This window comes from Flavobacterium aquidurense (assembly GCF_031458035.1).
In the GTDB taxonomy this organism is placed as follows: Bacteria; Bacteroidota; Bacteroidia; order Flavobacteriales; family Flavobacteriaceae; genus Flavobacterium; species Flavobacterium aquidurense_C.
In genome coordinates this window covers 125,377-150,919 of the sequence record NZ_JAVDXR010000010.1, presented here as the reverse complement: position 1 = coordinate 150,919, position 25,543 = coordinate 125,377, and the positions used below count along the sequence as shown (strand labels likewise).

General features: G+C 35.6%; 18 protein-coding genes. 13 read left to right on the top strand and 5 right to left on the bottom strand.

Features of this window, described 5'->3' with window-relative positions; genetic code table 11:
* The first annotated feature begins 325 nt into the window (after nt 1–325).
* Nucleotides 326–4,816, top strand: coding sequence for a T9SS type B sorting domain-containing protein (locus J2X17_RS15915; RefSeq protein ID WP_310300090.1), 4,491 nt, complete (start codon nt 326–328; stop codon nt 4,814–4,816).
* Between the two features lie 23 nt (nt 4,817–4,839).
* Nucleotides 4,840–5,727: a PorP/SprF family type IX secretion system membrane protein gene (locus J2X17_RS15910; RefSeq protein WP_310300088.1), complete on the top strand. Its 888-nt coding sequence runs from the start codon at nt 4,840–4,842 to the stop codon at nt 5,725–5,727.
* A gap of 87 nt (nt 5,728–5,814) precedes the next feature.
* On the opposite strand, the gene J2X17_RS15905 is transcribed toward J2X17_RS15910, so the two are convergent.
* A complete protein-coding gene (locus J2X17_RS15905) occupies nt 5,815–6,372 on the bottom strand; it encodes a hypothetical protein (RefSeq protein WP_310300085.1) in 558 nt (185 codons plus the stop codon).
* A gap of 237 nt (nt 6,373–6,609) precedes the next feature.
* On the opposite strand from J2X17_RS15905, the gene hpt reads away from it, so the two are divergent.
* The 10 genes from hpt (at nt 6,610) to J2X17_RS15855 (ending at nt 17,427) form a co-directional block, all read left to right on the top strand.
* Nucleotides 6,610–7,140, top strand: a complete 531-nt coding sequence (gene hpt, locus J2X17_RS15900) for a hypoxanthine phosphoribosyltransferase (RefSeq protein ID WP_310300082.1) — start codon at nt 6,610–6,612, stop codon at nt 7,138–7,140.
* A 76-nt stretch (nt 7,141–7,216) separates the two neighbouring features.
* Nucleotides 7,217–7,789: an adenylate kinase gene (locus tag J2X17_RS15895; protein WP_310300177.1), complete on the top strand. Its 573-nt coding sequence runs from the start codon at nt 7,217–7,219 to the stop codon at nt 7,787–7,789.
* A 203-nt stretch (nt 7,790–7,992) separates the two neighbouring features.
* Nucleotides 7,993–9,267, top strand: coding sequence for a hemolysin family protein (locus tag J2X17_RS15890; RefSeq protein WP_310300079.1), 1,275 nt, complete (start codon nt 7,993–7,995; stop codon nt 9,265–9,267).
* A 91-nt stretch (nt 9,268–9,358) separates the two neighbouring features.
* Entirely contained in the window at nt 9,359–10,360 is a 1,002-nt protein-coding gene (obgE, locus tag J2X17_RS15885; RefSeq protein ID WP_310300077.1) for a GTPase ObgE, read from the top strand.
* 427 nt (nt 10,361–10,787) lie between these two features.
* On the top strand, nt 10,788–12,932 hold the full coding sequence (locus tag J2X17_RS15880) for a S46 family peptidase (protein WP_310300074.1): 2,145 nt from the start codon (nt 10,788–10,790) through the stop codon (nt 12,930–12,932).
* A 113-nt stretch (nt 12,933–13,045) separates the two neighbouring features.
* Complete coding sequence (locus J2X17_RS15875) at nt 13,046–13,732, top strand: tetratricopeptide repeat protein (protein ID WP_310300071.1); 687 nt, start codon at nt 13,046–13,048, stop codon at nt 13,730–13,732.
* Between the two features lie 57 nt (nt 13,733–13,789).
* Nucleotides 13,790–15,145, top strand: a complete 1,356-nt coding sequence (locus J2X17_RS15870) for a UDP-N-acetylmuramate--L-alanine ligase (RefSeq protein ID WP_310300068.1) — start codon at nt 13,790–13,792, stop codon at nt 15,143–15,145.
* A gap of 111 nt (nt 15,146–15,256) precedes the next feature.
* A complete protein-coding gene (radC, locus tag J2X17_RS15865) occupies nt 15,257–15,946 on the top strand; it encodes a RadC family protein (protein WP_310300065.1) in 690 nt (229 codons plus the stop codon).
* Between the two features lie 3 nt (nt 15,947–15,949).
* Nucleotides 15,950–16,636 carry a YjjG family noncanonical pyrimidine nucleotidase gene (locus J2X17_RS15860; RefSeq protein WP_310300062.1) on the top strand — a complete coding sequence of 229 codons (687 nt, stop codon included), beginning with the start codon at nt 15,950–15,952 and terminating at the stop codon, nt 16,634–16,636.
* Between the two features lie 2 nt (nt 16,637–16,638).
* Nucleotides 16,639–17,427, top strand: a complete 789-nt coding sequence (locus J2X17_RS15855; protein WP_409025264.1) for a hypothetical protein — start codon at nt 16,639–16,641, stop codon at nt 17,425–17,427.
* A 15-nt stretch (nt 17,428–17,442) separates the two neighbouring features.
* Here J2X17_RS15855 and J2X17_RS15850 read toward each other — a convergent pair whose 3' ends face one another.
* Nucleotides 17,443–18,720 (bottom strand): replication-associated recombination protein A, encoded by a 1,278-nt coding sequence (locus tag J2X17_RS15850; protein ID WP_310300058.1) that lies wholly within the window; start codon nt 18,718–18,720, stop codon nt 17,443–17,445.
* Nucleotides 18,721–18,877: 157 nt separating this feature from the next.
* Here J2X17_RS15850 and J2X17_RS15845 point away from each other — a divergent pair, with 157 nt between their 5' ends.
* Nucleotides 18,878–19,642: a rhomboid family intramembrane serine protease gene (locus J2X17_RS15845; RefSeq protein WP_310300055.1), complete on the top strand. Its 765-nt coding sequence runs from the start codon at nt 18,878–18,880 to the stop codon at nt 19,640–19,642.
* A gap of 293 nt (nt 19,643–19,935) precedes the next feature.
* Here J2X17_RS15845 and rlmB read toward each other — a convergent pair whose 3' ends face one another.
* The 3 genes from rlmB to J2X17_RS15830 form a co-directional block, all read right to left on the bottom strand.
* Complete coding sequence (gene rlmB, locus J2X17_RS15840) at nt 19,936–20,670, bottom strand: 23S rRNA (guanosine(2251)-2'-O)-methyltransferase RlmB (protein WP_310300174.1); 735 nt, start codon at nt 20,668–20,670, stop codon at nt 19,936–19,938.
* 78 nt (nt 20,671–20,748) lie between these two features.
* Nucleotides 20,749–22,215 (bottom strand): SusD/RagB family nutrient-binding outer membrane lipoprotein, encoded by a 1,467-nt coding sequence (locus tag J2X17_RS15835; protein ID WP_310300052.1) that lies wholly within the window; start codon nt 22,213–22,215, stop codon nt 20,749–20,751.
* Nucleotides 22,216–22,218: 3 nt separating this feature from the next.
* The gene (locus tag J2X17_RS15830) at nt 22,219–25,518 is read right to left on the bottom strand and encodes a SusC/RagA family TonB-linked outer membrane protein (protein WP_310300049.1); all 3,300 of its coding nucleotides are present in this window, start codon (nt 25,516–25,518) and stop codon (nt 22,219–22,221) included.
* Nucleotides 25,519–25,543: the final 25 nt, after the last annotated feature.

Genomic DNA, 25,543 nt, shown 5'->3' with positions numbered 1-25,543 from the left:
TTTTAACTAAACTTTTTTAGACATTTATGCTGATACAGAGTTAATTGGTTTTTTTTTGTGATCTAATGTAAGAATCATTATTTTTGTGTTGTTCTTTAACCTTCATATCTCTAGGGTATTACGAGTTGTGTTGCAAATAAATTCAAACTATTCACAAGCATTTTTTTTTAAATATTGCAAACTTTATGGAGAGTTCGCAAAAATCATATTAAACAATTTACGGAAATCCTGAGATTGATAATCTTTTTGTGGATTGATTGAAACGACTAAGTCATTTTTAATAAAAAACAATTAAATAAATATTTATTTGGTAATTTTTTTAGTTATGAACCCAAGCCCCACTCACTTTAAACCTCAAAAACGATTAAATATAATAAGAAAATTGGGTGTTTTTTTTCTTTTTATATCTATACCGGGCAATGCTCAGATAAAAGATTATTCTTTTTCAACTTCAACAGGAAATCTGCTTGAAACAGGCACTTTTACAACTTTACTAGGACCTGGTTCAAATGATGAAATAGCTGCTTTAGAACTGCCGCCATCGCCTAAAGATTTTACTTTTAATTTTGGAGGAACTGATTATACTACTTTTTCGGTATATACAAATGGGGTTTTTGGACTTGGTCCTCCTGATTATGATTATGAGACATTTTTTAATGGGGTTAATGTCATTGCAGATAGTGGAGAGTACCTTGGTCCTGATTCTTTTATTTTTCCTTATTGGGATGATAGTATGACAGGTTCTAATGGAAATGTTCGATACTTTTTGAAAGGCAGTCCTGGTAATAGAAAATTGGTAATTGAATATAATGTAACTGTGGTTGATCAGGGAAATGAAACGACTGCTCCCGCTGATAAACATTTTCAAATTTGGCTGTTTGAAGCGTCTAATGCTATCATGTTTGTCTATGGTTCCGGAAATAATGTCACTGACTTTGGAGGTTTCTCGGCTGGAATATTGACAGATGGTAAAACTGATTTTCAGAGCATTACATCACCTGCGAATACATCAAGTAAGACTATACAAAATGATGCCAATACTGTTTGGCCTGGTGCTGGTCTGGCTTATATTTTTAATGGATCTGTTAACATTGTGGGGAATGGGAATGTTGTGTTAAATGGGGATACAACTCCTAGTGATGCAGATTTTACAAATTTTGGTACAAGTGCAACTTCAGTTACTACAGATCACACCTTTTTTATCAACAATCAGAAGTATGATAACATAACCTTAACTGGGACTCCGTCTGTAAAGATAGCGGGTAGTTCAGCATTTTCAATCCAGACGCAGCCGACATCGGGGACTATTCCTTTAGGAGGATTGGAAACATTTGTTGTTCGTTTTGCGCCAACTTGTGCTACTTTAGGTCCTCAAACTGCTACTGTTACTATTGAGGGCAGCAATCCTTATACATTTACTGTTAACGGGATTGGAACCGATAATGTCGCTCCAACAGTCCTAACGAAAAACATTACGGTTCAGCTTGATAGCTCAGGCAGCGCAACGATATCAGCTTCGCAAATCGATAACGGCTCTACGGACAATTGTTCGATGCCGATTCCGACTTTGGCTTTGGATAAAACTGCATTTGATTGTTCCAATATTGGAGCGAATACAGTTACTTTGACCGCGACCGATGCGGAGGGAAACAGTTCTTTCAATACGGCAACGGTAACGGTTGAGGATAAAATTCCTCCAACAGTCCTAACGAAAAATATCACGGTTCAGCTTGATAGCGCAGGCAACGCAACAATAACATCAAATCAAATCGATAACGGCTCTACGGACAATTGTTCGATTCCGATTCCGACTTTGGCATTGGATAAAACTTCTTTTGATTGTTCCAATGTTGGAGCAAATACGGTTACTTTGACCGTGACCGATGCAGGGGGAAACAGTTCTTTCAATACGGCAACGGTAACGGTTGAGGATAAAATTCCTCCAACAGTCCTAACGAAAAATATCACGGTTCAGCTTGACGGAACGGGAAGCGCAACGATATTAGCCTCGCAAATCGATAACGGCTCTACGGACAATTGTTCGATTGGGATTCCGACTTTGGCTTTGGATAAAACTGCATTTGATTGTTCCAATATTGGAGCGAATACAGTTACTTTGACCGCGACCGATGCGGAGGGAAACAGTTCTTTCAATACGGCAACGGTAACGGTTGAGGATAAAATTCCTCCAACAGTCCTAACGAAAAATATCACGGTTCAGCTTGATAGCGCAGGCAACGCAACAATAACATCAAATCAAATCGATAACGGCTCTACGGACAATTGTTCGATTCCGATTCCGACTTTGGCATTGGATAAAACTTCTTTTGATTGTTCCAATGTTGGAGCAAATACGGTTACTTTGACCGTGACCGATGCAGGGGGAAACAGTTCTTTCAATACGGCAACGGTAACGGTTGAGGATAAAATTCCTCCAACAGTCCTAACGAAAAATATCACGGTTCAGCTTGACGGAACGGGAAGCGCAACGATATTAGCCTCGCAAATCGATAACGGCTCTACGGACAATTGTTCGATTGCTACTTTGGCTTTGGATAAAACTTCTTTTGATTGTTCCAATGTTGGGTTGAATACAGTTACTTTGACCGCGACCGATGCGGCGGGAAACAGTTCTTTCAATACGGCAACGGTAACGGTTGAGGACAAAATTGCGCCAACAGTCCTAACGAAAAATATCACGGTTCAGCTTGATAGCGCAGGCAATGCAACAATAACATCAAATCAAATCGATAACGGTTCTACGGACAATTGTTCGATTGCGATTCCGACTTTGGTATTGGATAAAACTGCATTCAATTGTTCCAATGTTGGAGCGAATATGGTTACTTTGACCGCGACCGACGCAGGGGGAAACAGCTCTTCCAAAACGGCAACGGTAACGGTTGAGGATAAAATTGCGCCTACAGTCCTAACAAAAAATATCACGGTTCAGCTTGACGGAACAGGCAACGCAACGATATTAGCCTCGCAAATCGATAACGGTTCTACGGACAATTGTTCGATTGGGATTCCGACTTTGGCTTTGGATAAAACTGCATTTGATTGTTCCAATGTTGGATCGAATACAGTTACTTTGACTGCGACCGATGCAGGGGGAAACAGTTCTTTCAATACGGCAACGGTAACGGTTGAGGATAAAATTGCCCCAACTGTCCTAACAAAAAATATTACGGTACAGCTTGACGGAACAGGCAACGCAACAATAACATCAAATCAAATCGATAACGGTTCTACGGACAATTGTTCGGTTCCGATTCCGACTTTGTCTTTGGATAAAACTTCTTTTGATTGCGCCAATATTGGAGCGAATACCGTTACTTTGACCGCGACCGATGCAGGGGGAAACAGTTCTTTTAATACGGTAACGGTAACGGTTGAGGATAAAATTGCCCCGACTGTCCTAACGAAAAATATCACGGTTCAGCTTGATAGTACAGGAAGTGCAACGATATTAGCTTCGCAAATCGATAACGGCTCTACGGACAATTGTTCGATTGGGATTCCGACTTTGGCTTTGGATAAAACTGCATTCAATTGTTCCAATGTTGGAGCGAATACGGTTACTTTGACCGCGACCGATGCGGAGGGAAACAGTTCTTTCAATACGGCAACGGTAACGGTTGAGGACAAAATTCCTCCAACGGTAATAACAAAAAATATCACGGTTCAGCTTGACAGTACAGGCAACGCAACGATATCAGCTTCGCAAATCGATAACGGCTCTACGGATAATTGTTCGGTTCCGATTCCGACTTTGGCATTGAATAAAACTTCATTTGATTGTTCCAATGTTGGGTTGAATACAGTTACTTTGACTGCGACGGATGCGGGTGGCAATAGCTCTTCCAATACGGCAACGGTAACGGTTGAGGACAAAATTCCCCCAACAGTCCTAACGAAAAATATCACGGTTCAGCTTGACGGAACAGGCAACGCAACGATATCGGCTTCGCAAATCGATAACGGCTCTACGGATAATTGTTCGGTTCCGATTCCGACTTTGGCATTGAATAAAACTTCATTTGATTGTTCCAATGTTGGGTTGAATACAGTTACTTTGACTGCGACGGATGCGGGTGGCAATAGCTCTTCCAATACGGCAACGGTAACGGTTGAGGACAAAATTCCCCCAACAGTCCTAACGAAAAATATCACGGTTCAGCTTGACGGAACAGGCAACGCAACGATATCGGCTTCGCAAATCGATAACGGCTCTACGGACAATTGTTCTATTGCTACTTTGGCTTTGGATAAAACTGCATTTAACTGCGCGAATATCGGAACTAATACAGTTATTTTGACTGGAAAGGATAAAAGTGGAAATATGGTTTCATCTCATGCAGTAGTTACTGTTACAAATGCATTTGGAGATAACGATAAGGATGGGATTTTAGACAATTGTGATGACGATGATGATAATGATAATATTTTAGATGCAAATGATAATTGTCCAATTACTTATAATCCGCCTCAGGAAGATCGTAATAATAATGGTATTGGAGATGCTTGTGATCAGGATCAAATTAATATTGCCCAAGTTATTACTCCAAACGGAGATGGAATAAATGATACATGGGTAATTACTAATATCGAAACTTATACTAATTCAGTAATACGTGTTTTTAATCGTTGGGGTGCAGAGGTATTTTTTGCCAGAAATTACCAAAATGATTGGAACGGACACTCCAATGGCAACTCTCGGTCTTTGCCGGAATCAAGTTCATATTACTATCAGATTGATTTGGATGGTGATGGAAGTATTGATAAAGAAGGCTGGATTTACATTAACAGGTAATGGTAAAAAATAAATTTTTAGAAATGAAAATAATAAAAAAGACATTGACCGGAACATTACTGCTTTTTAGTACCATAGTTTTTGCCCAACAAGAGAGTCTTTTTACAACATATCGTTATCAAATGAATGTTGTAAATCCGGCCTATGCGGGAGTTGATGGAGAAACTATGTTTTCAGCTACAATTCGTCAACAATGGACTGGGATTAAAGATGCCCCTCAAACACAAGCTCTTTCTTTTGGAACAGTAGTAGGAAGTAATCTCGGATTAGGAGTTTCTATGGTGAATGATAAAACATTTATCGAAAAACAAACTCAGGTTGGAATTGATTTTTCATATAAACTGCAGGTAGGAGCACTTACTGATTTGTATTTGGGATTGAAAGCCGGAGGAAATTTTTATAATGTAAATACTTCAGGGCTTGAAACATATGTGCCACAATCAGACCCGGCCTTAACTAACATAAATCAGTTTAATCCAAATGTGGGTGTTGGAGCCTTATTAAAGAATGATAAATATTATATCTCTCTTTCTGTCCCAAGAATATTAAATACCGAAAGAGCAAAAAATAAAGATGGATATACAGCTGTTGCTACAGACAGGCCTCATGTGTATTTAAGCAGTGGTTATGATTTTGATCTTGAAGCCAGTACATTATTGGTCTTAAAGCCGTCATTTATGATGCGTTATGTTAATGGCGCTCCTCTTTCGGTAGATCTGAATTTAATGCTTCAAATAGAAGAATTTTTAGAAATTGGAGCAAGCTACAGAATCAATAATGCTTATGCAGGAATTGCTGGTATTACAATTAGTAAGCTTCTGACAGTAGGTTACGCATATGAAACAAATACAAATGAGACGATGGCAAGCGCCAAAAACTCAAACGAATTTTTTCTTCGCTTTAAATTTTAATGGCTTTCATTAAAGATTTTAAGTGAAGCTGGCATCTTTAATTATGTCCTCTTTTAAATTTTGTAAATATTAATAAAGAGAAATGTCTCAGTTTTTTTCTAGTTTCTTCAAAACTTCGCGCGCAACCGCTTTATACGCAGCAGAATGATCGCCATAATCTTTGTCCAGAATAATTTTTAGTTCAGGATGAATCCAATCGTAATAATTTCCTAAAACATACAAAGTTCTTATCGAATAGGCTTTTGTAGCTACTTTTACGTCATTAATAAGCCAGTCAAAAGAGGCTTCAATGCAATTCTGAAGATTTTCTTCGGAAAGAGAAATGCAATTCTCCGCTTTTTTATAATGTGATTTTACCAAAAGCTGAGTCACTTTTGCAATTGGCCGAATGGAACTTTCCTCTTTTAAATTTTTTAAATTGGAAAAGAAAAAATCAAGATGAGGTTGTAACCAAAGCAGTTCTTCGTAAGATACAAATTCTAAAATCCAGCAGGCTCGATGATTATTTTTGTCCGATGGCGAAAAACAAATCGAAACTAACTCCTTAAATAAAGATTGATTTTCTAAAACTTCCTGGGCAACCTTTAACCGGTTTTCTCGGGAAGCATTTACGTAATCAAGTTTTCTTTGTAATTCCGAAGACATTTTTTTTGAGTTAGATTTTATATCAATCTAAAATAAGTAATTTTTCCCAAATCTGTTCATTATTTTGCTTATGACCCAGTTTAAAGAATGTCCTTTTTAATTGGTTTTTGACAATTGATCTGTGAAATTTTCAAGATAATTAATATTTACAAAAAAGTCATCGCACCGATATAATTTTGATACTTACAATTTGGTTGTAATTCTGTATCTTTGCGCATTATTTTAAAATCAAAAATAATGATACAACTTCACGATAAACAATTTGTTCCGTTTATTTCGGCTAAAGAAATTGATTTTGCATTAACCAAAATTGTTGCACAAGTGGAAGATGATTTTGGAGATGATACTCCGATTTTTATTGGTGTTTTGAATGGTGCATTTATGGTTGTTGCCGATTTTCTGAAAAAATACAAAAGTCCCTGCGAGGTTTCATTCATCAAAATGGCATCTTATGAAGGAACCGAATCTACCAATACCGTTAAGGAATTAATTGGTATAAATCAGGATTTATCAGGCAGAACAGTTGTAATTATTGAAGATATTATTGATACCGGAAATACGATAGAAGAGTTAAAACACTTGTTCAAGGCACAAAATGTAAAACATTTTAAAATCGCGACATTGTTTTTTAAACCTGATGCGTATAAAAAGGACATTAAAATAGATTACATCGGAATTAGAATTCCAAATAAATTTATCGTTGGTTACGGTTTAGACTACGATGGTTTAGGAAGAAATCTAGCCGAAATCTACAAGTTAGCTGAATAAATTTAAACAAAACACAACTATATATTCATTTTAAACTTCTTAAATGAAAATAAGAAGTCAAAGCAACACTTACATTATGATTAACATCGTTTTATTTGGAAAGCCAGGAGCAGGAAAAGGAACTCAGGCAGAATTTTTAAAAGAGAAATACAACTTAACACATCTTTCAACAGGAGATATTTTTCGTTTTAACTTAAAAAATGATACCGAATTAGGGAAAAAAGCGAGAGTTTTTATGGACAATGGCGAATTGGTTCCCTGCGAAGTTACTACCGCAATGTTAATTGATGAGGTAAACAAACATTTAGATTCAAACGGATTTTTGTTCGACGGATACCCAAGAACTTTGGATCAGGCAGCGGCTTTAGATAAATTTTTGCCAACAATCGGGTCAAGTGTTACAGCAACAATTGCTTTAGAAGCAGATGATGAGATTTTAGTAGCACGTTTGTTAGAAAGAGGAAAAACAAGCGGAAGAGTTGATGATCAGGACGAAGAAAAAATTCGTGTAAGATATCAGGAATACAACGAGAAAACAGCTCCATTGATTGGATATTATAAAGCACAAAATAAGTTTCATGCCGTAAACGGAATCGGAACTATCGAAGAAATTACAGAGCGATTAACGTCAGTTATAGATAATTTGTAGAAGCTATTCCAGCTGTACGTTACAAGTCCTCGCTAAAAAAACTATTTTTCTATACCATAAAACGAGCTTCCTCCGGGCGCTGTTTTCTGGCAAGAAAAATTAGTTTTTTTAGCTCCGGGCTTTTCACTTCCATCTGGGCTAAAAAACATAAGAGAGATTACAAATTACATTAACGAACTATTTTATAACGAACAAGCCACAAATTGGAAATACTAATAATATTTTTTCTAATACTATTAAACGGAGTTTTCTCAATGTCAGAAATTGCATTGATTTCGGCTAGAAAAAACAGGCTCGAAACCGCCGCAAAAAAAGGGAATAAAAGTGCCAAAATTGCTTTGGATTTAGCCAATTCCCCAAACAAGTTTTTATCAACAGTACAAATCGGAATTACCTTAATCGGAATTTTGACAGGTATTTATAGTGGAGATAAAATCACGATGGATGTTGAGGCTTTCGTAAGCGGAATTGCAGTTTTAAAACCTTATGCACATTCAGTTGCAGTTGGGATTGTAGTTGTGGTTTTAACGTTTTTCTCATTGGTTTTAGGCGAATTACTGCCAAAACGAATTGGTTTGAATTACCCGGAATCTATTGCAAAAATGGTAGCAATGCCAATGAAAATAGTTTCGATAATTACAGCACCGTTCATTTGGTTGCTAACGTCATCAACAGATTTTTTATTGAATGTTTTACAAATAAAGCCTTCAGCTGACGGAAAAGTTACCGAAGAAGAAATTAAGGCGATCATCAAAGAAGGAACCGAAGGCGGAGAAGTTCAGGAAATTGAACAGGATATCGTGGAGCGTGTTTTTCATATTGGCGACAGAAAAGTAAATTCTTTAATGACACACCGCAAGTCGGTTGACATGTTGCCATTAAATGATGACAAATCTAAAATCAAAGAATTAGTTTTGCAGGATTTGCATACCGTTTATCCGGTATATAGCGACAACTACGATGATATTGTTGGGATTGTAACGCTTAAAAATATATTCGCTAACATCGAAAGTGATCATTTCGATTTGTCGGCAATAATGACAGATCCTCCTTATTTGATGGAGCAGACAACAGCTTACAAAGCGTTGGAAAATTTTAAAAGAACAGGAGTGCATTATGCTTTAGTTTCAGATGAATATGGTGTTTTTCAGGGAATAATTACTTTGAATGATATTCTGGAGGCTTTAGTTGGCGACGCATCGGATTTTTATAAAGACGAATTTAAGCTTGTGGAAAGAGAAGATGGTTCATGGCTGGTTGATGGACATTATTCATTGCACGATTTCCTAACTTATTTTGAGTTAGATGAATTAACAAACGATTACGAAGTAAACACCGTAAGCGGAATGATCATGACGGAGCTTTCGCATATTCCAAAAGAAGGTGAGAAGCTTGTCTGGCAAAAATTTGTGCTCGAAGTTATCGACATGGATGGTGTAAAGATTGACAAGGTATTAGTAAAAGCTCTTAAAGAGTAAAGAAAATTTGTTTCAAGTTTAAAGTTTCAAGTTGGCTGAACGTCAACCAACCTGAAACCTGAAACCTGAAACTCTATATAAACAAGGAAAAATGACAGAAGGAAATTTTGTAGATTACGTTAAGATATATGTTTCATCCGGAAAAGGAGGAAAAGGATCTACGCATTTACATAGAGAGAAATTTATTGAAAAAGGAGGCCCGGACGGTGGTGATGGTGGTCGCGGTGGACACGTATATTTAGTGGGGAATAAAGGTTTGTGGACATTATTTCACTTAAAATTTGCACGTCACATTAAAGCCGGTCACGGTGGAGATGGAGGAGGAGACCGTAGTACCGGTGCTGATGGAGAAGATAAATATATCGAAGTGCCTTTAGGAACTGTCGTAAAAGATAAAGAAACTGGAGAAACCTTATTCGAAATTACCGAAGACGGAGAAAAAAGAATTCTTTCAAAAGGAGGAAAAGGTGGGTTAGGAAACTGGCACTTTAGAAGTTCAACAAACCAAACGCCACGTTACGCACAACCTGGTTTACCGGGTGTAGAAATGGACGTGATTCTGGAACTTAAAGTTTTAGCTGATGTTGGATTGGTAGGTTTTCCAAATGCTGGAAAATCAACTTTATTATCTGTATTGACTTCGGCAAAACCAAAAATTGCCGATTATCCTTTTACAACCCTAAAACCAAACTTAGGAATCGTAGCTTACAGAGATTACCAGTCTTTTGTAATTGCTGATATTCCGGGAATTATTGAAGGTGCGGCGGAAGGAAAAGGTTTAGGACATTATTTCTTACGTCATATTGAGCGTAATTCAACTTTACTGTTTTTAGTTCCGGTTGATACTCCTGACATTAAAGCAGAGTATGATATTTTGGTTAATGAATTAACGAAATATAATCCTGAAATGTTGGACAAAGAACGTCTTTTAGTAATCTCAAAATGTGATATGCTGGATGATGAACTAAAAGCAGAATTGAAAGTAGAATTAGATGTTGCTTTCAAAGATATTCCATACATGTTTATTTCATCTGTTGCTCAACAAGGTTTGACCGATTTAAAAGACAAGCTTTGGAAAATGCTTAACGAATAAAAAATTAAAAAAAATACTTTTAAAGGCGTTCTGTTTTTCAGGATGCCTTTTTTTATTGGTCTCAGGAATAATTTAAAACTATTTTTTTTGAGTTTTTAAAATATTTTCAATGACAAATTGCGCAAGTTTTCTCAAATTAGAGAAGATTAATCTGTGGAAATCTGTGGAGTCTGTGGCTGTTTTTTTTGTATTGGGCACGGTTAGTCATATAATCAATTCTTAACTTAATGACATTGGCTACGCCCTCCGATAATAAATCTGAAATCAATCCCGAAGCTTCGGGACGTTACTCCTCAATCAAAAATCTCCTGTAGTGTTAAATTCGTAAAAAAAGGATAAAAACATAGTACTATATTTTATTTTAAGAGTTCTCAAGATATAATAATTGCGAAAATGCTTTATATTCGCATTACCTAAACAAAATAACATGAAAAAAATAGTTTTATTCTTAACCATGTGCCTAATGGCTTTTCCTGCAAGAGCTGACGAAGGAATGTGGTTTTTAATGTTTATCGAAAGATTGAACCATAGAGATATGGAAAAAATGGGCTTGCAATTAACAGCCGAAGAAATTTATAGTATCAATCATCATAGTTTGAAAGATGCTGTTGTTCAGTTTAATGGAGGTTGTACAGCAGAAATTGTTTCTAAAGACGGATTAGTTTTAACCAATCACCATTGCGGTTATAATGCGATTGCAGAACTTTCTACAGCTGAGCAAAACTATTTGAAAGATGGTTTTTGGGCAAAGGAAAGAAGTGCCGAAATGAAACCAAAATCTTTATACGTTCGTTTCTTCGTTCGTATGGATGACGTTTCTAAAAGAATTTTATCAAAAGTAAATGATAAAATGACAGAAACTGAAAGAAATAAAATTATTCAGCAAGAAATTGCTTTGATTGAAAAGGAAAACAACGAAGGCGGAAAATATACGGTTTCAGTTCGCCCTTTCTTTCAGGGAAATGAATATTACTATTTCGTTTATCAGGATTACACAGATGTTCGTTTAGTAGGAACGCCACCTGAAAGTGTTGGTAAATTTGGTGGAGACACTGACAACTGGGAGTGGCCTCGTCAAACAGGAGATTTTTCTATGTTCAGAGTTTATGCTGATAAAGCAGGAAATCCTGCAACGTATTCAAAAGATAATGTGCCTTTACAGCCAAAACACTATTTACCTGTAAGCATCAAAGGTGTTAAAGAAAATGATTTCGCCATGATTTTGGGTTATCCGGGAAGAACAAATCGTTGGATGCCAGCTGGCGGAATTGAGCAAAATGTAAAATTTGCTTATCCTGCTTGGGTTGAAGGGGCAAAAACGGGAATGGACCAAATGAAAAAGTATATGGACAAAGATGCAACAGTTCGTTTGCAATATGCGTCTAAATATGCTTCAACTGCCAATTACTGGAAAAACCGCCAAGGTATGATCGATGCTTTAACAAAAGCTGGAACAGCAGAACTTAAAAGTGAACAGGAAGACAAATTCTACGAATGGGCTGCTAAACCGGCTAACAAAGATAAGTATGAAAATGTAATTCCGACAATTAATGATTATTACAAGGAAACGAATTTAAAAGCGCGTCACGATAATTATTTATCTCAAGTTTTACGTACATCAGGCTATGCAACAGGACCATCTAATTTAGGAAATGCTTTGATTGCATATTATGCAGAAAATGAAGCTAAAAGAGTAGAAATGTTACCTAAGATCAACACGATGATTGATAACATTTATGGTGAATTTTATGCACCACTCGAAAAAGACGTTTTGACGGCACAACTAAATTTATACGCTTCTAAAGCTGCTGAATATGGTTTAGCTCCTCAAATAGCTAAAATGAAAACAGCAAACAACGGAGACTTTACTGCAGACGTGGCTAAAGCAACTGAAATCAGTTATTTTACCTCTAAAGAAAAAGTATTGGCTTTTATGGCTGATCCAAAACCATTAGCAATTGTACACGATCCATTGTACATTATTTCAAATGATTTAATGACAAAATACCGTGCGAAAACAGATGATCAGGCGAAGGCTGATGATGGTTTTGCAATTGCTTACCGTAAATTAGTGGAAGGTTTGAGAGAATCAAAATTAAATGCGATTCAGTACCCTGATGCTAACTCAACTTTGAGACTGACTTACGGAAAAGTTCGCGCTTTACCTGCTGACCCTCGTAACGACGCTAAAATCAACAATTATACTACCATGGAAAGTATGGTGAAAAAGTATAAAGCAGGTGATCAGGAATTTGATTTGCCAAAACGTTTGTTAGAATTAAATAAAGCAAAAGATTTTGGTCAATATGCTGATAAAGCTGGTTATATGCCAGTAAACTTTTTAACGGATAATGATATTACAGGTGGAAATTCTGGTTCACCGGTTCTTAACGGAAAAGGAGAATTAATCGGAATTGCTTTTGATGGAAATATCGAAGCTATGGCTGGTGATGTTATTTTTGATCCAAAATTGCAAAGAACAATCAACGTAGATATTCGTTATGTACTTTGGATTATTGATAAATACGCAGGAGCAAAAAATATTATTGATGAAATGACGATTATAAAATAATCAGAACTTTAATATGAATTTAAACCATCTTGTTTAACAAGATGGTTTTTTTTTGATTATTAATTTTTGAATAAAACTAAATACCACATTCCATATTTCCTTATTTTTGAAATATGAAAAAGCTACTACTTCTTTTTTTGCTTTCGCCAATTTTGATTTGGTCACAGACTAATTTTGAGAAAGGGGAAAAGTTAATTCATGCCAAAAAATATGAAGAAGCACAAGTTGTATTTGAAGGAATTTTAAAAACTAAACCTTCAGATATAAAGACTCTTGAATATTTAGGAGACATTGCGTCTCATCAAAAATTATGGGTAAAAGGTGCTGAGTATTACAAAAAACTTAAAGAGTTAAAACCTACAGAAGCGGATTATTTTTATAAATATGGAGGATGTCTGGCGATGCGGGCCATGGAAGTGAATAAACTTAAAGCTTTAGGAATGGTCGATGACATGAAAGAAGCATTTGAGAAAGCAATTGCTATAAATCCGAAACATATTCCAGCGCGTTGGGCTCTTATTGAAATCTATTTACAGTTACCTGGGTTTTTAGGAGGAAGTGAATCAAGAGCACTGGAATATTCGAATGAATTAATGCAAATTTCATCGGTCGATGGATACTTGTCAAGAGGAAGAATAGACGAATATTTTAAACGTTATGCGTCAGCAGAAAAAAATTATTTGAAGGCGAATGAAATTGGCAAATCAAAAGTTACATTTCAAAAATTATATAATTTATATTTGAACAAATTAAAAGACCCTAAAAAGGCACAGGAATTGAAACGAAAATTTGAAGCATAATTAACTACTTCAATATTAAATTCCATTGAAATTGAACTAAAAAAATTTGATTTTTAAATGAAAACACATTTCATCGCAATAGGCGGAAGTGCCATGCACAACTTAGCGTTAGCATTACATAACAAAGGATATCTGGTTACAGGAAGTGACGATGCTATTTTTGAACCTTCAAAATCAAGATTAGAGAAAAAAGGTATTTTGCCTGCAGAATTAGGTTGGTTTCCTGAAAAAATTACCGCTGATATTGACGCCATTATTCTTGGAATGCATGCAAAAGCTGATAATCCGGAATTACTAAAAGCACAGGAATTAGGATTGAAGATTTACTCCTATCCTGAATTTTTATACGAGCAGTCTAAAAATAAAACCCGTGTTGTCATTGGTGGTTCGCACGGAAAAACCACTATTACTTCGATGATTTTGCATGTTATGCATTATCATAATATTGAAGTTGATTATATGGTAGGCGCCCAATTAGAAGGTTTTGATACAATGGTGCATCTAACTGAAGAAAATGATTTTATGGTTTTGGAGGGTGATGAATATTTGTCTTCTCCTATCGACAGACGTCCAAAATTTCATTTGTATCAGCCAAATATCGCTTTGATTTCAGGAATTGCCTGGGATCACATTAATGTTTTTCCAACTTATGAAAATTATGTCGAGCAATTCGAGATTTTCATCGGCAAAATTACAAATGGCGGAATTTTAGTTTACAACGAAAATGATCCGGAAGTAAAACGCGTTTCTGAAGCAGCGACAAATCCAATTCGTAAATTAGCTTATCATACTCCGGAATATACAGTTAGCGACGGTGTTACTTTGTTAAAAACTCCTGAAGGTGATATGCCAATTGAAGTATTTGGAGCGCACAATTTAAATAATCTTGCGGGAGCAAAATGGATCTGCCAAAACATGGGCGTTGACGAAGCCGACTTTTATGAAGCAATTGCAAGTTTTAAAGGTGCTTCAAAAAGACTGGAAAAAATAGCAGAAGGTAAAGGAAAAGTGGCTTATAAAGATTTTGCGCATTCACCAAGTAAAGTCGCGGCGACAACAAAAGCAGTAAAAGAGCAATATCCGAACAGAACTTTAGTGGCTTGCCTTGAACTTCATACATACAGTAGTTTAAATGCTGAATTTCTTAAGGAATACGAAGGTGCGTTGGAGTATGCAGATGTCGCTGTAGTTTTTTATTCTCCCGATGCAGTAAAAATTAAACAACTGGAAGAGGTAACATACGAACAAATCGCAAGTTCTTTTAACCGTAAAGATTTGATTATTTATACAAATCCTATTGAATTCAAAGAATATTTATTCAAATTAAATCTTGAAAATTCTGCATTATTACTAATGAGTTCTGGTAATTATGGAGGTTTGAATTTTGATGAGGTTAAAGGTCTCATTAATTAGATAATTTGAAAATTAGATAATGTGCCAATTGCAAAACTGCAGTTGGCATTTTTTTTTGGATTAAAATGAATGATTTTTCCTATTTTTATAAATTATTTTATATTTTAAAAAATGGAGACAACTCATTTTCCTATTACAAATTGGTCAGAAGACGATCGTCCTCGCGAAAAGTTAATGCTAAAAGGTAAAAGCGCTCTCAGTGATGCAGAATTAATTGCAATTTTAATTGGTTCAGGAAGTCGAAGTGAATCTGCGGTTGCTTTAAGCAAAAGAATTTTGGCAAGTGCCGATAATCTAAATTCGTTAGGAAAAATGTCAATTTCGCAACTTATAAATTTTAAGGGAATAGGAGAGGCAAAGGCTATTGCGATTATTGCGGCCTTGGAATTGGGCCGACGCCGAAGAGCTGAGGATGTTGTTGAACTGGTAAAAATCACATCAAGTAAACTGGTTTTCGAGATCATGCAGCCTATTATAGGAGAACTCCCTCACGAAGAATTTTGGGTGCTTTTTCTGAATAATTCTAATAAAGTAATTTCTAAGTCACAATTGAGTAAAGGTGGTATTTCGGGAACAATTGTTGATGTTAGACTGGTTTTTAAATTGGCACTAGAAAGTGGTGCTACTTCTTTGATCCTGTGCCATAATCATCCATCCGGAAACGTACAGCCCAGTGATGCTGATAAGCAAATTACCAAGAAATTAAAAGTGGCAGGTGATAGTTTAGATGTTAAAGTTTTGGATCATTTGATTATTACTGAAACAAAATATTATAGTTTTGTAGATGAAGGAATTTTTTAGCTTATGAGTACCCATATTACAGATGTTTTTTTTGATTTAGATCACACGCTTTGGGATTTTGATAAAAATTCGGAGATGGCTTTTGATCGAATATTTAAAAGTAAATTTCCCGATATTAGAATCCAGGATTTCATTGAGAAATATGCGCCTATAAATCAAGCTTGTTGGAAGTTATATCAAAATGATCAAATAACACATGTCGAACTTCGTTATAACAGATTGAAGTTTTCTTTTGATGCTTTAAATGTTGAAATCTCAGACGATGATATCAACGAAATTGCCAACGATTATATTGAGTTTTTAACCGATAATAATCACCTGTTTGATGGTGCAATAGAAGTTTTGGACTATCTTAAGCCAAAATACAAATTACACATAATAACGAATGGTTTTGCAAATGTTCAGGAAAAAAAGATCAATAATGCTTCACTTTCTGGATATTTCAGTACAATAACAAATTCGGAATTAGCAGGTGTAAAAAAACCAAATAGTATTATCTTTGATTATGCTGTGAGTTTGGCTCAGGCTTCGAAAGAAAATAGTATCATGATCGGAGACTGTCTTGATGCTGATGTTAACGGAGCTTTGAACGCAGGTTTGGATGCTATTTTTTTTAATGAAAAAAACGTACAAGCTCCGCAGAATATTAAACAAATCAACCATTTATTAGAACTTAAAAAATATTTATAATGATGAAAATTAAATTGTTATTGGTTGCGCTTTTTATTTCGGTTATCGGGTTTTCGCAATCTGTAAATGATTATAAAGCTGTAATTGTGCCTTTGAAATATGATTTCCTAAAATCTGATAATCAATATAGATTGGCAACAATTACTAAATCTAATTTAAAGAAAGCTGGTTTTGAAGCTTTTTATGCAAATGAAGAAATTCCTGCCGAGTATAGTGATCGTTGTCAGCTTTTATATATTGATGTAAAAAAGGACAATGCTTTTTTAGTAACTAAACTTTTTATAGAGCTAAAAGATTGTTACGGTAAAGTTGTTTTCACTTCTGAAGTTGGGAAAAGTAAAGAAAAAGAATTTGAGACCGCTTATATAGAATGTCTTAATGCTGCATTTGTTTCTGTAAACGCATTGCATTATAAATATAGTGGAAAAGCTATTATACCTACTGCCAATACCGGAAGAGGAGCAATGAATCCCGCCGCGGTAGCAGTTATGGTTCCTACAGTAACAGCAGCTGTGGCAACACCTGCACCAACAGTTGCAGCAGTATCTACTCCAGTTGCAGATACTTCTGATCCAAACTTACTATATGCTCAGCCAACGGAAACTGGATTTCAATTAATAGATAAGACACCAAAAGTGGTTATGAAATTGCTAAAAACATCACGTCCAGATTCATTTATCGCTATAAAAGATGGTGTTCAGGGTTCGCTAAATGCAAAAGATAATCAATGGTTTTTTGAATATTATCAAAACGACAAATTAGTTTCTGAAAAAATTTCGGTTAAATTTTAAACATAAAGCCCGGTTTTAATAGCCATATTTATTTTTCCAACGGTTCTTTAAAAATTCGCGGTTACTGTTCTCTCTAGAATTGTTTCCCGGATTGTAAAGAACCGTTTCTTTTATTGCATCCGGAAGAAATTCCTGTTCAGCAAAATTGTTGGCGTAATCGTGCGAATATTTATAATCATCACCATAACCTAATTCTTTCATAAGTTTCGTTGGTGCATTTCTTAAATGAATTGGAACAGGTAAATCACCAGTCTGTTTTACTAATTGCTGTGCATTTCCAATTGCCATATATGAAGCATTGCTTTTTGGAGAAGTAGCAAGATAAATAGCACATTGACTTAGAATAATTCGGCTTTCCGGATAACCAATAGTGGTAACTGCCTGAAAGGTATTATTAGCCATAATAAACGCCGTCGGATTTGCATTTCCGATATCTTCACTTGATAAAATCAGCATTCTTCGGGCAATGAATTTCACATCTTCACCACCTTCGATCATTCTTGCAAGCCAATAAACCGCTCCGTTTGGATCACTGCCACGAATCGATTTAATAAAGGCAGAGACAATATCATAATGTTGTTCACCACTTTTGTCATATAAAACCGTGTTTTGCTGTACTAACTCAAAAACACGATCATTGGTGATAATAATTTCGTCTCCTGCAGAAGCGTTTACTACTAATTCAAATATGTTTAAAAGCTTTCGTCCATCTCCCCCAGAAAGACGCAATAAAGCCTCGGTTTCTTTAAGAATAATATTTTTGGAAGCTAAATAGGCATCGGTTTTCATCGCACGATGTAATAAGGCTTCGAGATCGGCCTTTGTGAAAGCATTTAGTATATAAACCTGACAACGGGATAATAACGCGGGAATAACTTCAAAACTTGGGTTTTCAGTTGTGGCGCCAATCAGTGTTATCCAGCCTTTTTCGACGGCTGCCAAAAGGGAATCTTGTTGCGATTTGCTAAATCGGTGAATCTCATCAATAAATAAGATTGGATTTTTGGCCGTAAATAATCCGCCGCTTTGTTTTGCTTTATCAATGACATCACGAATGTCTTTAACTCCGGAATTAATGGCGCTCAAAATGTAGAACGGACGTTTAGATTCCTGCGCAATAATTTGTGCCAAAGTTGTTTTGCCGGTTCCCGGAGGTCCCCAGAAGATTAGAGAAGGAATAATTCCTTTTGAAATTTGTTGTGTCAGTGATCCGTTTGGTCCAACCAAATGATTTTGACTAATATAGTCTTCTAGTTTCTGTGGGCGTATACGCTCGGCTAACGGTGCTTCCATTTTGTAAAATTACTATTTTCAATTTTAATTATAAATTTTTAAAAGTTAATTACTCGTGAAAGTGTGTAAGGTGATTTTTCATTTAGCTGACAAATTATCAGTAAATTGTATTTGGATAGTTTTTTGATGACTTTCAAATGAATGTATTTCTAAAAATATGAATGATAACGACTTTAAATTTTCAAATGCCGTAATAGGACTTCCAGTATTTTTTGTCCTTTTTCTATGGATTATTTATTGGATTCAAATTCGCTTTGATTTTGATTTTTATCAAAACGGAATTTATCCAAGGGATTTTTCAGGTTTGCAGGGCGTTTTATTTAGTCCTTTTATTCATGAAAATTTGGGGCATTTGTATAATAACTCTATCCCGCTTTTAGTTTTATTGGCTGCTTTACAATTCTTTTATCCCAAACAAACTTTTCAGGTTATTGCCTATGGTATTTTGTTTTCCGGATTAATTACATGGGTAATTGGCCGTGAAAATTATCATATTGGCGCAAGCGGCTTGATTTATGTTTTAGTGAGTTTTATTTTTTTCAAAGGAATTCAAACCGGTTATTACAGGTTAGTGGCACTTTCACTTGCTGTAATTTTATTATATGGCGGAATGATTTGGTACGTTTTTCCAGATGTTGATGCCACAATTTCCTGGGAAGGTCATTTGGCCGGTTTCGTTACCGGATTTGTACTCTCGTTCCTTTATAAAACACCAGAGTATAAGAAAAATATAGTTTATGATTGGCAAAAACCTGATTTTGATCCCGAAGACGATGCTTTTATGCGGCATTTTGATGAATACGGTAATTTCGTGAATTTTGAAAAATCAGAAGAAGACCCTGAATATATTGCTACATATTTTAATTCGGATATGATTGTGAATTATACTGTAACCAAAACCGAATCGGAAGATAAGTTGTAAGTGTAAATATTTTGTATTGATTTAAAAGAATATTTTTAATTATTCTTATTTCATTTACATTAAAAGAATATGGTTTATAGCATTGCCTTGTTAATTCGGTCAGCACAAAAGTGATGAGTAGATGTGACAGAAAAACTTATCCTTGCTGATCGAACGACGATCGATTGTATAAAACAAAAAATGCCGTAATTATACAGCATGTTTTTATAAATGATATGTTTTTGAGCAGATTTGGAAGACATCAATTAATAATTAGAATATTACTTTGTCAACTTATATTTCTCTCAAAGATTTTAACTTCTTTGACGCACAGCTTCGTATAAAAATGCGCCACAAGCTACAGAAACATTCAATGATCCTATAGTTCCAAACATTGGTAATTTTGCTTTTTCATCAACAATTTTTAAAACAGACGGATTAATACCTCTGTCTTCCGATCCCATGATAATGGCGACAGGTTCGTTTAAGGTTAAATCAAAAATGTTTTGATCAGTTTTTTCGGTTGCAGCAACCGTTTTTATTCCTGATCCCTGAAGGTAAAATATAGCATCTTTAATATGCTCAACTTTACATATTGGAACATTAAATACTGCTCCGGCAGAAGTTTTTACAGTGTCACCGTTTACTGGTGCGGATCCTGCTTTTTGTACAATGATTCCATTTACTCCGGTACATTCGGCAGTTCTGATAATTGCACCAAAATTTCTTGCGTCTGAAATCTGGTCTAATATTAAAAATAAAGGTTTAGAACCGGATGCAATTGTTGATTCAACAAGATGTTCTAAGTCAATAAACCCAATAGGGGAGATCGTTGCCACTGCACCTTGATGGTTATTTGGTGTTAGACGGTTTAATTTTTCAACAGGTACATAAGAAAAATTGATGTTGGCGCGTTTCATCACCTTCATTAAATCTTTCATTAATTCTCCTGAAATTTCTTTTTGAATAAATACTTTGTCTACTTCTTTCCCAGCCTGAATTGCTTCAATGATGGCTCTAATTCCAAATATTTGATGTTCTTTTTCCATAGGGCAAATATAGGTATAATGTTTATATAAAAAAAAGCCGCTCATTACTGAGCGGCTTTAAGTTTATTTCTGGTTTAATTAGAATTTATCCCAGAAAAGTTTTTTAACAGCTGTATCGCCACCAATTTTTCCAGACGCAGCTGTATAATTAGTTTTGTTTAATGTTTGTTCGATTCCTGGATACGTATAACGTTTAGGAACTTCTTTAATATCGTTAAAGGTTACAGGAGGAGCAAGTAAGATAGGGAAATCCAATCTTCTGTAAGTTGTCCAAGCTTCAAAACCTCTATTATATAAAGCGATCCATGATTGTTCAGCAATTTTTTGTTTCCAAGTTCCAGTAGCTGTAGCATAAGCAACAGTTGGTTGAGCTAGGTAAGTAGTGATGTCAGCAGGCGCTACACCCCAATCAGTCATAGAAGCAGTGATTGCGGCGTTATAGTGACTTTCAGCAGTACCTCCTACAGCAATTCCTCTTTCTACAGCTTCTGCTAATAAAAATTCTACTTCAGAATTTGTAAGCAATACCCCTGGGTATTTTTCATCTTTAATTGTTTCTGTAAAATTAGAGTGATCTTTGTAAACGTTAAGCTCTCCTTGTTTACCACCATCATATTTACCAGAATCTTTAGGATATTCTGTGAAGAATTTAGCTCTTCTAGGATCAACAAGAGCATTCATTTTGTTAACGAATGTATTTGCTGGAATAAAGTCAAAACGTCCACTAGCTACTAAATCAACATAAAGTGGATTTGTGTTAGGTTGTAAATCTGCGTATTGTAAGTAAGCACTATCAGCACTTGTTAAAATCACACCATCACTTAGAGCAGCTAAAACTTGAGCACTAGCGTATGCATGATCAACATCATCAAGGTTGATTGCCATTCTTAAACGAAGTGTATTGGCAAATTTAGCCCATTTTTGAGTGTTACCACCATAAACTAAATCAGCATCACCAAAGCTACCTTGACTTTTATCTAATGCTTTTGAAGCAGTAGTTAATTTTGCAATAAGATCTTTGTAGATTGTTAAACCATCGTCATATTTTGGTAGTGGAAAGTCAGCAATGTTTAAAGCTTCTGAATATGGAATATCTCCAAAAGTATCCACAAGAACATTATAAGAGTAAGCACTTAAAATGTCTATGATACTAATTTTGTTATTCAATTCTACTAACTGAGCTGGAGTTCCAACAAAATTTGCTTTTTGCTTGTTTAACAAATCTTTAGATTCTTTAAAGTCTCTAAGTACATCACGGTAGTAAACAGCCCAGTGTGTATCTGGAATTTTACGACCTGTCAAGTCATATTGGCTTTCTTGAGGATATTGCACCTCTGCCCATTGTTGTACGTATAATCTGAAAACATTTCTGTTTACAGATGTACTCGTAACCTGATCCATCATTGCATGCTCAGCATTGGTAAACAAGTATTCAGGAGTAGTTGTAGTAGGACGTTTAGTGTCCTGATTTAATCCTGTAATGTCATCACTACATGATGCAAACAAGGATAAAATAGGGATTAATATAAGCAGTCTATTTTTCATAGCTTAGAATTTTATTGTTAAGTTACAACCAATATTTCTGGTTGTTGGTAAAGATCCGATAGATAGTCCTAATGATTGTGCATTAGATCCTACACCACTTTCTGGATCAGCATCTGGAAGATTTTTGTCAATTATCCATAAGTTAGATCCGATAAGTGATATTTTAGCGTCAACTAAATGAATTTGTTGTACTAATGAAGTTGGTAAAGTATATGTAATATTTACTTCTCTTAATTTTACAAAACTTGCATCATAAACATATCCTTTTCCAGCACCGCCTGAGTAAGAGTTTGTAATTGCTCCAGCACCTGGTCTGAAATAATCAGTTCTGATAGTGTTTGGTGTTCCGTTTGCAAGAACTCCGTCAAAAATCACACCACCGCCACTAACAGCAGGGTTTCTGATAGGGTTTCCTAAATCGTTAGTTCCAGCAGTTTGTACTCCTAGTCCAGTTCCTACACCATACCATTGATCTGTAGAGAAAATATCTCCACCATGTTTCATGTCAATTAAGAAGCTGAAAGATAGGTTTTTGTAAGCAAGTTTGTTACGGATACCACCAATCCAGTCAGGATTCACATCACCAATAATGTTGTTTGTGTTAGTATTAATTACGTATCTACCTGTTGCAGCAACTACTCTTGGTCCTTTTTTGTTAACCTCACCTGGATAGCTAGGTACAAAGTTTGGATCGTAATAAGTATAATCTGTTCCTTTTAATACTCCAAAAGGTTTCCCTACTTCAGCATTTAAAGTTACGTTCCCAACAAAAGAACTAAGTTGTAAGTTCTCAATACCAGGAGCTAATGCAGTTACCATGTTCTCGTTTTTAGACCAGTTAACATTGATATCCCAAGAGAAATCTGCTGTTTTTACCGGAGTAAGATTGAATTGAACCTCGATACCTTTGTTTTCAATTGTAGCAGCGTTAATGTAACGGCTAGTATATCCTGTAGAAGTAGAATAAGGAACATTTACAGCTTCACCGTCATTTACGTTTTTGTATAAACTCACATCAAATCCAACTCTTTTGTTTAAGAATTGCATCTCAAGTCCAATCTCTTGTGTTTTAGTTTTAATTGGTTCTAAGTTAGGATTGTTTTTGACACTGTTTACAGAATATTGTTGTTGACCATTGAAAGCATCAGTTTTAGAATAAGTATCAATTAATGCCAAACCTGGAGTACCAAGTGGGCTTTCAGAATAACCTGCTCTCAATTTACCAAAACTTAACCAGCTAGCCTCAAAGTTATTTGAGAACACCCAGCTACCAGAAACAGAGTTACTGAAAAGAGAGTTGTCATCTGCCGGAAGGTTTGAGAATGCATCTCTTCTTGAAGTAGCGTCTACATATAAGAAATCTTTGTATCCTAAAGAAGCAGAAACATAATAACTGTTTACACCACTTTTAGTTGCTCTTTCGTAAGCGTAAGGGCTCGTGTCAACTGAGTTTGCTAAAGAATATAATCCAGGTACAATTAAACCTCCTTGAGTTGAAGCGGTAATTGAGTTAAATGAATTTCTTTTGATGGTACCCCCAGCAATTCCTGTTAAGTTGAAGTCTTCACCAAAGTTCTTTTTGAATGTTAAGATCAAATCGTAGTTTTGCTCAGAAAAGTTTCCGTTATATCTTTGGTATCCAGATTTTTCGTCTAAACCGTTGATTCCGAAAGTTTTAGCTACAGAACCAACCGCAACTCTTTCTTCACGAATTTCGTCGTAAGTATCTGTAGATATTTTACCAGTAGCTGATAACCAGTCTGCAATTTTGTAAGTTAAATTGGCATATCCAACAAAACGATTTCTTTCGTCATTTTGATAGTTTTGGTAACGCTCAAAATATGGGTTGTTCCAGTATGCAGCACTTCCATCGTCTGTACCATTTCTATTCCATGTAAGGTTTTGTCCGCCTGAAGCATTGTAAGCTTGCTCTAATTGTTTGATATCTACGTTAGTTTGCCACCATTGACGGAAACCTGCAATTAAGTTATCACTATATCCAGTCATGTTTCTACCTACTGTAGTTTGATTAGAGAAGTTAGCGAAAGTTGCAAGAGATAATTTGTCAGTAAACTGATGATTTAATTTTACACTAAAGTTATTTTTGTTTAATTCACTATTTGGTAAAGTACCAGTTTGTTTAGTGTTAGTGTAGTTGAAAACAACGTTACTTTTGTCATTAGCATCTTCAAAAGAGATTCCATTTACTAATGAAAGGGAATTTTTGAAGAATGAAGTTGGATCGTTTTTAGCGCCTACCCATGGAGTTGCTTTACCATAGTTTGCGTTTCCTGGATATGATGAAAAAGCATCCCATTGGTAAACGTTCAATGATGGATTAAATGCATCCCCTGCAGAAGCATCATCTCCCATTGCAACAACTTGATTTCCTACACCGTCACCATCAAGATCAATTGTTGCTGGCGCGAATGAAGTACCGTAACCTGCACCATATTCTTTTTGATATTTTACAAAAGTACTTTTGTCGATAGATCCAGTTACAACTTCAGAAGAAACTGTGATTCCAAGACCTTTTTTAGCTTTTCCTTTTTTAGTAGTAATCATCAAAACTCCATTTCCAGCTAAGTATCCGTATAATGCAGATGCAGCAGCACCTTTAAGTACGTTTACGCTTTCAATGTCATCAGGATTAATGTCCATACCATTGTTACCATAGTCATAACCTTGTCTACCTTGAGCTTGAGAAGTTGTTCCGTCAACACTAGTGTTACTGTTGTTAATCGGCATACCATCAACTACGATAAGCATTTCATTACTTTGTCCGATAGATTTAATACCACGAGATATTGCACTTGTAGAACCACCAAAGTTAGTGTTTCTTACGATGTTAACACCGGCAACTTTTCCAGAAAGTTCATTTAAGAAGTTTCCACTTGAAGTACCTGCTTTTAAATCTCCACCTTTTACTTCCTGAGTGGCATAACCAAGAGATTTTTTCTCTCTTTTAACACCTAAAGCTGTTGTTACAACAACACCTTCAAGTTCTTGTGCATCTCCAGCTAACTTAATGTTAACTACAGATGAACTTGCAGCTACTTCTTGGGTTTTCATCCCAATGTAGCTAAAAACCAAAACTTGGCTTGATGATGCTTTGATAGAATATTTACCATCAAAATCAGTTTGTGTCCCAGATTTAGTTCCTTTAATTAATACTGATACACCCGGTAAAGGCATTCCTGTATTATCAGAAACAGTTCCTGAAACAGCTCTTTCTTGCGCAAAAGTTAGTTGCGCCACTAGTACTAGTAATAGTACTAAGAATCCATTGAACTTTAGTTTCATTTTTAAATATTTTGAATTAGTATCG